General features: G+C 72.5%; 7 protein-coding genes and 1 tRNA gene. 2 read left to right on the top strand and 6 right to left on the bottom strand.

Features of this window, described 5'->3' with window-relative positions:
* Positions 1-182: 182 nt before the first annotated feature.
* Positions 183-1,001, top strand: a complete 819-nt coding sequence (locus tag ABD774_RS04260; protein ID WP_345038026.1) for a class I SAM-dependent methyltransferase — start codon at positions 183-185, stop codon at positions 999-1,001.
* A gap of 13 nt (positions 1,002-1,014) precedes the next feature.
* Here ABD774_RS04260 and polA read toward each other — a convergent pair whose 3' ends face one another.
* A complete protein-coding gene (gene polA, locus ABD774_RS04255; protein ID WP_345038024.1) occupies positions 1,015-3,717 on the bottom strand; it encodes a DNA polymerase I in 2,703 nt (900 codons plus the stop codon).
* Between polA and ABD774_RS04250 the strand changes: the two genes are divergently transcribed.
* Positions 3,716-4,144 carry a hotdog fold thioesterase gene (locus tag ABD774_RS04250; protein WP_345038021.1) on the top strand — a complete coding sequence of 143 codons (429 nt, stop codon included), beginning with the start codon at positions 3,716-3,718 and terminating at the stop codon, positions 4,142-4,144. The genes polA and ABD774_RS04250 overlap by 2 nt on opposite strands.
* Before the next feature lie 141 nt (positions 4,145-4,285).
* On the opposite strand, the gene ABD774_RS04245 is transcribed toward ABD774_RS04250, so the two are convergent.
* The 5 genes from ABD774_RS04245 to gltB form a co-directional block, all read right to left on the bottom strand.
* A complete protein-coding gene (locus tag ABD774_RS04245) occupies positions 4,286-4,981 on the bottom strand; it encodes an ANTAR domain-containing response regulator (RefSeq protein ID WP_425554459.1) in 696 nt (231 codons plus the stop codon).
* A gap of 93 nt (positions 4,982-5,074) precedes the next feature.
* A tRNA-Leu gene (locus ABD774_RS04240) sits at positions 5,075-5,156 on the bottom strand.
* Between the two features lie 217 nt (positions 5,157-5,373).
* Positions 5,374-6,807, bottom strand: coding sequence for a pyruvate kinase (pyk, locus tag ABD774_RS04235; RefSeq protein ID WP_345038019.1), 1,434 nt, complete (start codon positions 6,805-6,807; stop codon positions 5,374-5,376).
* A gap of 166 nt (positions 6,808-6,973) precedes the next feature.
* Positions 6,974-8,458: a glutamate synthase subunit beta gene (locus tag ABD774_RS04230; protein ID WP_345038017.1), complete on the bottom strand. Its 1,485-nt coding sequence runs from the start codon at positions 8,456-8,458 to the stop codon at positions 6,974-6,976.
* Positions 8,451-13,028 (bottom strand): glutamate synthase large subunit, encoded by a 4,578-nt coding sequence (gene gltB, locus ABD774_RS04225; protein ID WP_345038015.1) that lies wholly within the window; start codon positions 13,026-13,028, stop codon positions 8,451-8,453. Before gltB ends, ABD774_RS04230 begins: the two co-directional genes overlap by 8 nt.
* Positions 13,029-13,267: the final 239 nt, after the last annotated feature.

The raw sequence follows: 13,267 nt of genomic DNA, 5'->3' as shown, positions 1-13,267 counted from the left end.
GGTAGGGCGAGCAGGGCGATGGGGTGGACGAGCCGGTTCCCGCGTGCGACGGCGGGTCCGACATCTCGGCCAGCTCGCCGGTCCGGAGTACCTCGTCGGGAGCCTACCGACACCGGCGGGGCCGCCCCGTGGGCAGTCCGCAGTGGGCCGTCCGCCGTCAGACCCGCGTGCACACTGGGGGCATGGCCCCGCAGAACATCCCGGCGCGCGCCGGCTACGAACCGGTCGACGGCGACGCCGCGGCGCGCGCCAACGCCGCCTGGTGGAGCGAGGAGTCCGCCGAGTACCTCGCCGAGCACGGGGAGTTCCTCGGGCCGGCCGACTTCTGCTGGTGCCCCGAGGGGCTGCGCGAGTCGGACGCGCACCTGCTCGGGCCGGTCGAGGACCTCCGGGGCTCCCGAGTGCTCGAGGTCGGCTGCGGCGCGGCCCAGTGCTCGCGCTGGCTGCTGACCCAGGGGATCGACGCGGTCGCCACGGACGTCGCCGGCGGCATGCTCGAGCGGGCCCGGGAGCTCGACGCGGCCACCGGCGTCGCCGTGCCGACCGTGCTGGCGGACGCGCGGGCCCTGCCGTTCGCGGACGCGAGCTTCGACGTGGTCTTCACCGCCTTCGGCGCCCTGCCCTTCGTGCCCGACCCGGGCCGCGTGCACCGGGAGGTGGTGCGAGTCCTGCGCCCGGGCGGCCGGTGGGTCTTCTCGGTGTCGCACCCGGTGCGGTGGGCGTTCCCCGACGACCCGACGGCCCGTGGCCTGCGCGTGACCCGGTCGTACTTCGACCGCGCGCCGTACGTCGAGACCGACGACGCCGGCCGCCCCCTCTACGCCGAATACCACCACACCCTGGGCGACCACGTCCGCGACGTCGTCGGAGCCGGGCTCGTGATCGAGGACGTGGTGGAGCCCGAGTGGCCCCCGGGCAACCACAACGTGTGGGGCGGCTGGGGGCCGGAGCGCGGGGCGCTCCTGCCCGGGACGGCCATCTTCGTCACGCGCCGGCCCTGACCCGTGGGCGCGGCTAGTGCGCCGCGTCGCGCCAGGACCGGCCGGTGCCGACCGAGACGTCGAGCGGCACGGATAGCTCCGCGGCCCCGGCCATCTCGCGCCGGACCAGCGCCTCGACCTCCTCGGCCTCACCGGGCGCCACCTCGAGCACCAGCTCGTCGTGGACCTGGAGCAGGAGGCGCGAGCGCAGGCCGGCCGTGTCCAGCGCCCGGCGCGTGCCCACCATGGCGACCTTGATGATGTCCGCCGCCGAGCCCTGGATGGGGGCGTTGAGCGCCATCCGCTCGGCCATGTCCCGGCGCTGGCGGTTGTCGCTGGTCAGGTCCGGCAGGTACCGGCGCCGGCCCATGATCGTCTCCGTGTAGCCCGTCCGCCGGGCCTGGTCCACGACGCCGGTGAGGTAGTCGCGCACGCCGCCGAACCGCTCGAAGTAGCCCTCCATGAGGGTGCGGGCCTCGGAGACCTCGATCCGCAGCTGCCGGGAGAGCCCGAACGCGCTCAGCCCGTACGCGAGGCCGTAGCTCATGGCCTTGATCTTGCTGCGCTGGGCGGCGGTGACCTCGTCGGTGGGCACGTCGAACACGCGGCTGCCGACGAAGGAGTGCAGGTCCTCGCCGGAGTTGAACGCGTCGATCAGTCCGGCGTCGCCCGACAGGTGCGCCATGATCCGCATCTCGATCTGGGAGTAGTCCGCCGTCAGGAGCTGCTCGTAGCCCTCCCCCACCACGAACCCCTCGCGGATGCGCAGGCCGTCCTCGGTGCGCACCGGGATGTTCTGCAGGTTCGGGTCGGTGGAGCTGAGCCGGCCCGTCGCGGCGATGGTCTGGTGGAAGGTCGTGTGGATCCGCCCGTCGGGCGAGATCGAGCGCAGCAGCCCCTCGGCAGTCTGCCGGAGGCGGATCTGGTCGCGGTGCGCGAGCAGGTGCTCGAGGAAGGGGTGCTCGGTCTTGGCGTACAGGTCGGCCAGCGAGTCGGCGTCGGTCGTGTAGCCGGTCTTGGTCTTCTTCGTCTTCGGCATCTCCAGCTCGGTGAAGAGCACCTCCTGGAGCTGCTTCGGGCTGGAGAGGTTCACCTCGTGGCCGATCGCCTCGTACGCCATGGCGGCGGCCCGCTCCACCTCGTGGTCGAAGTCCCGGCGCAGCGACTCGAGGTTATCGGCGTCGGCCGCGATGCCGACGCGCTCCATGTCCTGCAGCACCCGCTGGACGGGCAGCTCGAGGTCGGAGAGCAGCTGGGCGGCGCCGCGGTCCGCGAGCTCGCTCCCGAGCACCTCCGCCAGCTCCACGACGGCGCCCGCGCGGATCCCCGCGAGCCGGTCGGCCGTGCCGCCGTCGAGGGCGAGCATCGCCTGGCCGCCCTCCGCCTCGTCCTCGCGCAGCTCCCGGCGCAGGTAGCGCACCGTCAGGTCGGCCAGCGCGTACCGGCGCTGGTCCGGGTGGGTGAGGTAGCCGGCCAGCGCCGTGTCGAAGGTGACGCCCGCCAGGGTCAGCCCACGCCCGCCGAGGGCGTGCCAGGCCCGCTTCGCCTCGTGCACCGCCTTGGCCCGCGCCGGGTCGGCGAGCCAGGCGGCGAGGACCGTCTCCTCGTCGGGCGGGAGCTCGGAGAGGTCGACCGTCACCGCGTGACCGGCGTCGTCGGCCACCGCCAGGGCCCAGGCGTCGCCCGCGCCCTGCGCGGACGTGCCCGTGACGTCGAGGCCGAGGAGCTGCTCGCGCCGCTCGGCGAGCCACGGCGCCAGGCCGCCGGGGAGGTCCTGCACCGCGACGACGTCGATCTCGAGCGTCTCCGCCGGCGCCGACTCGTCCTTGTCGGGCAGCGTGGCGAAGAGCCGGTCCCGCAGGACGTCGAACTCGAGCGTGTCGAACAGCTGGTGGACCGCCTCCCGGTTGAACGGCCGGCGCGCGAGGTCGTCCACCCCGAGCGGCAGCTCGACCTCGGTGACCAGCTGGTTGAGCCGGCGGTTCCGGATCACCTGGTCCAGGTGGTCGCGCAGGCTCTGCCCCGCCTTGCCGCCGATCTCGTCGGCCCGGCCGATGACGTTGTCGAGGCCGTCGTAGAGGTTGACCCACTTCGCGGCCGTCTTGGGCCCGACGCCGGGGACCCCGGGCAGGTTGTCGCTGGTCTCCCCCACCAGGGCCGCGAGGTCCGGGTAACGCTCCGGCCCGACCCCGTACTTCTCCATGACCGCGTCCGGGGTCATCCGGGTCAGCGTCGAGACGCCGCGGATGGGGTAGAGGACGGTCACGTCCTCGCTGACGAGCTGGAAGGTGTCGCGGTCGCCGGAGATGAGCAGCACCTCCATGCCCGCCCCCTCGCCCGAGGTGGCGAGGGTCGCCAGGACGTCGTCGGCCTCGTAACCGGACTTCTCCAGGACGGGCACGTTCATCGCGGCCATGACCTCGCGGATGAGCGGCACCTGCCCCTTGAAGGGTTCGGGAGCCGCGTCCCGGTTGCCCTTGTACTCGGCGTACTCCTGTGTGCGGAAGGTCACGTCGGAGAGGTCGAACGCCACCGCGAGGTGGGTGGGCTTCTCCTCGTCGAGCAGCTTGATCAGCATCGACAGGAACCCGTAGACCGCGTTGGTGTGCTGCCCGGTGGAGGTCGAGAAGTTCTCGGCCGGCAGGGCGTAGAAGGCACGGAAGGCCATCGAATGACCGTCGACGAGCAGGAGACGCGGGCGCTGGGTGTCAGTCACGGATGCCACCCTAGGCGTCATGACCGACACGGACGATCTCCTGCTGGCGCTGCGCGCCACCTTCCCGGGCACCCTGATCGAGCGGCTGGGCATCGAGCTGCTGGCCGCCGACGACGACCACGTCGTCGCCCGCATGCCGGTGGCCGGGAACACCCAGCCGCACGGTCTGCTGCACGGCGGGGCGACGGCGGCGCTGGCCGAGACGGTCGGCTCCTTCGCCGCGACGATCCACGCCGGCCCGGGCCGCGTCGCCGTCGGCACCGAGCTGAGCGCCACCCATCACCGGTCCGCGCGGGATGGCTACGTCACCGCCACCACCACGGCGCTGCACCGCGGCCGGAGCACCGCCACGTTCGACGTCGCGGTCCTCGACGACCACGGACGCCGGGTCTGCACCGCGCGTCTCAGCTGCATGATCCTCGAGCGCGGCGCCGGCTCTCCGGCGTGAGCGGCACCACGGCGGCCGCGTGAACCGTCGCCGTGCGAACGACGCCGCGTGAACGACGCACACGCCCGCACGAGCGGCACCCCCGGGGACGACGACGGCCCGCCTCCCCGAGGGGAGCCGGGCCGCGCCGGAAAGAGCTGACTACTTCTTGCCGCCGACCTGCTCGATGACGGCGTCGGCGACCTCGCGCATGGTGAGACGACGGTCCATCGACGTCTTCTGGATCCAGCGGAACGCCTCGGGCTCGCTGAGCCCCATCTTGGTCATGAGGAGGCCCTTCGCGCGGTCGACGCGCTTGCGGGTCTCGAACTGCTCCGCCAGGGAGGCGACCTCGCTCTCGAGCGAGAGGATCTCCTGGTGGCGGGAGATCGCGATCTCCACCGCGGGCACCAGGTCGGCGGGCGTGAACGGCTTGACCACGTAGGCCATCGCGCCGGCGTCGCGGGCCCGCTCGACGAGCTCCTTCTGCGAGAACGCGGTGAGCATGACGACGGCGCACGTGCGCGCGGAGATGATCCGCTCCGCCGCGGTGATGCCGTCCATCACCGGCATCTTCACGTCCATGACGACGACGTCGGGCTCGAGCTCGGTGGCCAGGGCGATGGCCTGCTCGCCGTTCGCGGCCTCGCCGACGACGTCGAAGCCTGCCTCCGTGAGCGACTCGACGATGTCGAGACGGATCAGGGTCTCGTCCTCGGCGACGACGACGCGGCGGCGGGTGCCGCTCTCCTCGGCCTCGCCGGCCTCGGGGCCGGGCAGGTCGAGGGGGGCTTCGGCCGTCACGGTCTCGTCGGCCGCGTCGGCGCTGGTCGCGGCGTCATTCTCGTTCTTCGTCACGGCCGCAAGCCTATATTGACGACGCTGCCCGAGCAGCACCGGGGGGCCCGCACGTGACACGGTTCACGGCCACCCTGCGGGCGGGGGTGCAGGTGCTCCTGGCGGGACTCGAACCCGCATACCTTTCGGCGCCGCATTTTGAGTGCGGTGTGTCTGCCAGTTCCACCACAGGAGCGTGACGACGGCGGCGCCCAGGTTAGCGCGCCGCCAGGGCCGGACCGGACCGGCCGGCGTCGGGGCGTGCCTGGCCCCGGAGTGAACGCCGGCCCCGCCCACGGCTGGTGCCGAGGCCCGGGGATGCGCGCCGGCCCCGCCCACGGCTGGTGCCGAGGCCCGGGGATGCGCGCCGGCCCCGCCCACGGCTGGTGCCGGGGCGGGGCCAGGTGCACGGCTCAGACCTTGGGGGCCTTGGTGTAGGTCTCGCCGATCTTGTGCACGCGGATCGAGTTGGTCGACCCGACCTGCCCGGGCGGCATGCCGGCGACGATGACGACGCGGTCGCCCTCGTCGGCCAGACCGGTGGTCTGCAGGATCTGGTCGACCTGGTTGACCATGTCGTCGGTGTGGCTGACGGCGGGGACCGTGTAGGTCTGCACGCCCCAGCTCACGGCGAGCCGGTTGCGGGTGTCCGTGTCCGGCGTGAAGGCCAGCAGCGGGATGGGCGAGCGCAGGCGGGACATGCGGCGGGCGGAGTCGCCGGACTGGGTGAAGGTGACGAGGTACTTGACCTCGAGCATCTCGCCGATCTCGGCGGCGGCCTTGGTGATGACGCCACCGCGGGTGTGCGGGCTGGAGCCAAGCGGGGCGATGCGCTCGCCTCCGTTCTCCTCGGTGTTCTCCACGATCCGGGCCATGGTGCGCACCGTCTCGATCGGGAAGTCGCCCACGGAGGTCTCGCCGGAGAGCATGACCGCGTCGGCGCCGTCGAGGATGGCGTTGGCGACGTCGGAGGCCTCGGCCCGCGTCGGGCGCGGGTTGGTCACCATGGACTCGAGCATCTGGGTGGCCACGATGACCGGCTTGGCGCTGCGGCGGGCGAGCTCGATGGCGCGCTTCTGCACCAGCGGGACCTGCTCGAGCGGCAGCTCCACGCCGAGGTCGCCGCGGGCGACCATGATGGCGTCGAAGGCGTCGACGATCTCGACGAGGTTCTCCACGGCCTGCGGCTTCTCGACCTTGGCGACGACCGGCACGCGGCGGCCGACCTCGTCCATGATCGCGTGCACGTCGTCGATGTCCGAGGCGGAGCGGACGAAGCTGAGAGCGATGAGGTCGGCGCCCACCTCGAGGCCCCAGCGCAGGTCCTCCTTGTCCTTGTCGGACAGCGCGGGTACGGAGACGGCGACGCCGGGGAGGTTGAGGCCCTTGTGGTTGGAGACGGGGCCGGGGACCTCGACGCGGGTGATCACGCGCGGGCCGTCGACCTCCAGCACGCGGACCGCGACCTTGCCGTCGTCGATGAGGATGCGGTCGCCGGGCGAGCAGTCGCCGGGCAGTCCCTGGTAGGTGGTGGAGGCGAGCTCGGCGGTGCCGGGCACGTCCTCGGTGGTGATGGTGAAGGTGTCCCCCTCGCGGAGGTTCTCCTGGCCGTTGGCGAAGTTGCCCAGCCGGATCTTCGGACCCTGGAGGTCCACGAGCACGGCGACGGCGCGGCCCGAGGCCTGCGCCGCGGCGCGGACGTTGTCGTACACCGCCTTGTGCTCCTCGACGGAGCCGTGGGACCGGTTGATCCGGGCGACGTCCATACCGGCGTCGACGAGTTCCTGGACCTTCTCGGCGGAGGCTGTGGCTGGGCCAATCGTGCACACGATCTTCGCTCTACGCATGGGCCCCAGCCTAGGGCCTGGCGGTGACGGCGCACCCCCCGCAGGTCCCGGGTGCCACCTGTTGTCTCGCCCACACCGGGGCCCGGACGCACGCCCCCGGACGCACGTGCGGCGGCCCGGAGCTCCCGTGCCGGGGAGCTCCGGGCCGCCGCAGGGACCGGCCGCGTCAGGCGGACACGGACACGGTGGAGGGCAGGATCGGCGCCGGAAGGTCGGTGTCGCCCCGCAGGTAGGCGTCCACCGCCGAGGCCGCGGAGCGGCCCTCCGCGATGGCCCACACGATGAGCGACTGGCCACGCCCGGCGTCGCCGGCGACGAACACGCCGGGCACCGACGTGGCGAACGTCTCGTCGCGCGCGACCCGGCCGCGCTCGTCCAGCTCGAGGCCGAGCTGGTCGACCAGGCCGGTGCGCGGCACCCCGGTGAACCCCAGCGCGAGGAGGACCAGCTGGGCGGGGACCACCCGCTCGGTGCCCTCGATCGGCACGGCCCGTCCGGAGGAGCGGTCGACGTTCTCCAGGCGCAGGTGCGTCACCCGCCCCTCCCCCGCGGACCCGTCGGAGAGGAGCTCGACGGTGGAGCTGGCGTAGACGCGCTCGCCGCCCTCCTCGTGGGAGGTCGAGACGCGGTACACCTTCGGGTACGTCGGCCACGGCTGGTCGGCGGGCCGCTCGACGCCCGGGAGCGGGTTGATGTCGATCTGCGTGACCGACCGCGCGCCCTGGCGCAGGGCGGTGCCGAGGCAGTCCGAGCCGGTGTCGCCGCCGCCGATGATGACGACGTCCTTCCCGGTGGCCAGGATCTGGTCGGGCACCTCCTGACCGGCGACGACGCGGTTGTGCTGGACCAGGTAGTCCATGGCCGGGTGGATCCCCGCGAGCTCCCGGCCCGGGACCGGCAGCTCGCGCGGGACGGTCGAGCCCATCGCGAGGACGACGGCGTCGTAGCGCTCGAGCAGGTCCTGCCCGCTGAGGGAGCCCTCGCCGTCGCCGCCGACGTCGACGCCCGGGCGGAACCGCGTCCCCTCGGCCTCCATCTGCTCGATCCGGCGGTCGACCTGCCCCTTCTCCATCTTGAAGTCGGGGATGCCGTAGGTGAGCAGGCCGCCGATGCGGTCGTCCTTCTCGTACACGGCCACGGTGTGCCCGGCGCGGGTGAGCTGCTGGGCCGCCGCGAGACCGGCGGGGCCGGAGCCGACGACGGCCACGAGCGAGCCGGTCAGCCGCTCGGGGACCTGCGGCTCGACGAGGTTGAGGTCCCACGCGTTGTCGGCGATGGACTGCTCGATGTTCTTGATCGTCACCGCCGGCTGGTTGATGCCGAGCACGCACGCGGTCTCGCAGGGCGCCGGGCAGAGCCGGCCCGTCCACTCCGGGAAGTTGTTGGTCGCGTGCAGCCGCTCGATGGCGCCGGCGAAGTCCTCCCGGCGGGTCAGCTCGTTCCACTCCGGGATGAGGTTCCCCAGCGGGCAGCCGTTGTGGCAGAAGGGCACGCCGCAGTCCATGCAGCGGCCGGCCTGCCGGACCAGCGCCGGGGAGTCCTCGACCCGGCGGGTGTAGACCTCCCGGTTGTCGAGGATGCGCACCGGCACGGGCCGGCGCTTGGGGAGCTCGCGCTCCCGGACCTTGAGAAAGCCGTTCGGGTCAGCCACGGGTGGCCTCCATGATCGTGGCCCACACGTCGGGCGAGGCCGGGTCGAGGCCGTCCTCGGCCGCCTTGACGAGGGCGGCGGAGACGGCGGCGTACTGGCGCGGGAGCACCTTGGTGATCCGCGCGGGGAGGGCGTCGGGCTCGGCCAGCAGCTCGGCGGCCACCGGGGAGCCGGTCAGCTCGGCGTGGCGCCGGAGCAGGTCGGCGACGATCGAGACGTCCTCGGGGTCGAGGGCGCCCAGGATGAGGTCGCCGTCGGCCACCGCGGGGGCGTTGACCTTGGCGGTGTCCAGGTCGAGCACGTAGGCGGTGCCGCCGGACATGCCGGCACCGAGGTTGCGCCCGGTGCCGCCCAGGACCAGGAGGGTCCCGCCGGTCATGTACTCGGCGGCGTGGTCGCCGACGCCCTCGACGACGAGCGTGGCGCCGGAGTTGCGGACGCCGAAGCGCTCGCCGGCCCGGCCCCGCAGGAAGATCTCCCCGGACGTGGCGCCGTAGCCGACCACGTTGCCCGCGATGACGTTCTGCTCCGCGGCGAAGACCGAGCGCGCGTCCGGGCGGACGACGATGCGCCCGCCGGAGAGCGACTTGCCCACGTAGTCGTTGGCGTCGCCGACCAGCCGCAGGGTGATGCCGCGGGGCAGGACGGCCCCGAAGGACTGCCCGGCGGACCCGGTCAGCGTGATGTCGATCGTCCCGTCGGGCAGGCCCTCGCCGCCGTGGCGCTTGGTCACCTCGTGGCCGAGCATCGTGCCGACCGTGCGGTTGACGTTGCGCACGCCCAGCTCGAGCCGCACGGGCTCGCCGCGCTCCAGTGCCGGGGCGCTGCGGGCGATCAGCTCGTTGTCCAGGGCCTTCTCCAGGCCATGGTCCTGGCTGCGCGCCTGCCGCAGCGAGGAGCCCTCCTTCGGCTCCACCTTGACCAGCAGCGGGGCGAGGTCCAGCCCGGAGGCCTTCCAGTGGTCGACCGCCTCGGTGGTGTCGAGCAGGTCGACCTGACCGACCGCCTCCTCCAGCGAGCGCAGCCCGAGGGAGGCGAGGTACTCGCGCACCTCCTGGGCGATGAACTCGAAGAAGTTGACCACGTGCTCCGCCTTGCCGGTGAAGCGGGCGCGCAGCTCCGGGTTCTGGGTGGCCACGCCCACCGGGCAGGTGTCCAGGTGGCACACCCGCATCATGATGCAGCCCTCGACCACCAGCGGGGCGGTGGAGAAGCCGAACTCCTCCGCGCCCAGCAGGGCGGCCACGACCACGTCGCGGCCGGTCTTGAGCTGGCCGTCGGTCTGGACGACGATCCGGTCCCGCAGGTCGTTGAGCACGAGGGTCTGCTGGGTCTCGGCCAGGCCGATCTCCCACGGGCCGCCCGCGTGCTTGAGGGACGTCAGCGGGGACGCGCCGGTCCCGCCGTCGTGCCCCGAGACGAGGACGACGTCGGCGTGCGCCTTGGCCACCCCGGCCGCCACGGTCCCCACCCCGATCTCCGAGACCAGCTTGACGTGGATGCGCGCCGCCGGGTTGGAGTTCTTCAGGTCGTGGATGAGCTGGGCGAGGTCCTCGATGGAGTAGATGTCGTGGTGCGGCGGCGGGGAGATGAGCCCCACGCCGGGGGTGGAGTGCCGGGTCTTGGCCACCCACGGGTAGACCTTGTGCGCCGGCAGCTGGCCGCCCTCGCCGGGCTTGGCGCCCTGGGCCACCTTGATCTGGATGTCCTCGGCGTTGGTGAGGTAGTCGGCGGTGACGCCGAACCGGCCGGAGGCCACCTGCTTGATGGCCGAACGGCGGCGCGGGTCGTGCAGGCGGTCGGTGTCCTCCCCGCCCTCGCCGGTGTTGGACTTCGCGCCGAGCATGTTCATCGCGATCGCGAGGGTCTCGTGGGCCTCGGCGGAGATGGAGCCGTAGCTCATCGCGCCGGTGGAGAACCGCTTGACGATCTCGCTGACCGGTTCGACCTCGTCGACGCTGATCGGCTCCCGCACGCCGGTCCGCAGCTTCATGAGCCCGCGCAGGGTCATGAGCCTCCGCGACTGCTCGTCCACCCCGTGGGTGTACTTGCGGAAGATGTCGTAGCGGCGGGTCCGGGTGGAGTGCTGGAGCCGGAAGATCGTCTCGGGGTCGAACAGGTGCGGCTCGCCCTCGCGGCGCCACTGGTACTCCCCGCCCATGCGCAGCGTGCGGTGCGCGGGCGAGATGCCCGACGGCGGGTAGGCGGTGGCGTGCCGGGCGGCGACCTCGGCCGCGATGACGTCGAGACCGACCCCGCCGAGCGGGGTGGGCGTGCCGGTGAAGTACTCCTCGACGAGGTCCTCGGACAGGCCGATGGCCTCGAAGACCTGGGCGCCGCGGTACGACATGACCGTGGAGATGCCCATCTTGGACATCACCTTCAGCACGCCCTTGCCGAGCGCCTTGATCACGTTCTTCACGGCCTGCTCGGGCGTGACGCCGGTGACGATGCCCTCGCGCACCAGGTGCTCGACGGACTCCATGGCCAGGTACGGGTTGACGCAGGCCGCCCCGTAGCCGACGAGCAGCGCCACGTGGTGCACCTCGCGCACGTCGCCCGCCTCGACGATCAGGGAGATCTTCGTGCGGGTGCGCCGGCGCAGCGTGTGGTGGTGGACGGCCGACGTGAGCAGCAGCGACGGGATCGGGGCGAGCTCCGCCGTCGACTCTCGGTCGGAGAGGACGATGAAGCTGGCGCCCGCGTCGATGGCGTTGTCGACCTCGTCGAAGATCTCCTCCAGGCGGGCCTGCAGGGCCGCTCCCCCGCCGGAGACGCGGTACAGACCCTCGATCGTGACCGCCGAGAAGCCCTTGCCCTGCCGCGGTGTGCGACCGATCTTCTTGATCTTGACGAGCTGGTCGTTGTCGATCGTCGGGAACGGCACGACCACCTTGCGGGCGTGGCTCGGGGAGTCGGCGAGCATGTTGGGCTCGGGCCCGATGGCGCCGGCCAGCGAGGTGACGAGCTCCTCGCGGATGGAGTCCAGCGGCGGGTTGGTCACCTGGGCGAAGAGCTGGGTGAAGTAGTCGAACAGCAGCCGCGGGCGCGCGGACAGCACGGCCAGCGGGGTGTCCGTGCCCATCGAGCCGATCGCCTCGGCGCCGCTCGCCGCCATCGGGGCGAGCAGCAGGCGCAGCTCCTCCTCGGTGTAGCCGAACGTCTGCTGGCGGCGCACCACCGAGAGGTGCGAGTGGTCCACGTGGTCGCGGTCGGGGAGGTCCTCGAGGCGCACGAGGCCCTCGTCGAGCCACTGCTGGTACGGGTTGGCCTCGGCGAGCCCGCGCTTGATCTCCTCGTCCTCGACGATGCGGCCCGTGTGGGTGTCGACCAGGAACATCCGGCCGGGCTCGAGGCGGCCCTTGCGCACGACGCGTGCGGGGTCGAGGTCGAGCACGCCGGACTCGGAGGCGAGGACCACCAGGCCGTCGTCGGTGACCCAGAAGCGACCGGGGCGCAGGCCGTTGCGGTCCATGACGGCGCCGATGAGGCGGCCGTCGGTGAACGTCATGGCGGCGGGGCCGTCCCAGGGCTCCATGATCGTCGAGGAGTACTCGTAGAACGCCCGGAGCCCGGGGTCCATGGAGGTGTGGTTCTCCCACGCCTCCGGGATCATCATCAGCACCGCGTGCGGCAGGGACCGGCCCGCGAGGTGGAGGAGCTCGAGGACCTCGTCGAAGGTGGCGGAGTCCGAGCCGCCCGGCGTGCACACCGGCAGCAGCTCCTCGAGGTCGCCGAGCACCTCGGAGGCGAGCATGCCCTCCCGCGCCGACATCCAGTTGCGGTTGCCGCGCACCGTGTTGATCTCGCCGTTGTGGGCGACCAGCCGGAACGGCTGGGCCAGCGGCCAGGACGGGAAGGTGTTCGTCGAGAAGCGCGAGTGCACCAGGGCGATCTCGGAGGCGAACCGCGGGTCGGACAGGTCGGGGAAGAACGGCTGCAGCTGCGTCGTCGTCAGCATGCCCTTGTAGACCAGGGTGCGCGAGGAGAGCGACGCGATGTAGATGCCCGTCTCGTGCTCGGCACGCTTGCGCAGCCGGTAGGTGAGCCGGTCCAGCGCCAGCCCGGCCGCCGCGCCGTCGGCGGCCGAGACGAACACCTGGCGGAAGGTGGGCATGGACTCCAGCGCGCTGGGCCCGATCATCGACGGGTCGGTCGGGACGTCGCGCCAGCCGAGGACGGTCAGGTGCTCCTCCGCGGCGATCTCCTCGATGCGGGCGACGGCGGCGTCCCGGCCGGCGTCCTCCTCGTCCGGCCCGGGCAGGAAGACGAGGCCGACGGCGTAGCGGCCGGCCGGCGGCAGCGCGAAGCCTGCGACCTCCCGCAGGAACGCGTCGGGCACCTGCGTGAGGAGGCCGGCGCCGTCGCCGGTGTTCTCCTCCGCGCCGACGGCGCCGCGGTGGTCGAGGTTGAGCAGCGCCGTCAGGCCGGCGTCGACGATGTCGCGCCCGGGAGTGCCGCGCAGGGTGGCGACGAAGGCGACACCGCAGGCATCGTGCTCACGGTCGGGTGCGTACAGACCCGCGCGTGGGCGCGCGGGGAAGGGTCCTGAGACCTGGGGTGACTCCATCCGCGTGCTGTCCTCACTGCGGAGCGCTCCGGGGACGGGCTCCGCATCGTCGTGCTGATGTGGTGGGTCGTCGTCGTCCCGTTGGCGGCGCGATATTACTCTCAGATGACGACCCGGTGACACGAAGTGTCCACATTCTTGACACTCGGGTGACGAGCCCATGGCCAGACACCAAGAAAACGGCGGCAGAACGGCCCGTGTCAAGGTCTCCCGGCCCGACGAAATTGCTCCGGGCGCGC

It is taken from the genome of Georgenia daeguensis, assembly GCF_039537705.1.
GTDB classification, from domain to species: domain Bacteria; phylum Actinomycetota; class Actinomycetes; order Actinomycetales; family Actinomycetaceae; genus Georgenia; species Georgenia daeguensis.
The sequence above is the reverse complement of the archived record's forward strand: the minus strand, read 5'-3'. Positions and strand labels throughout refer to the sequence as shown.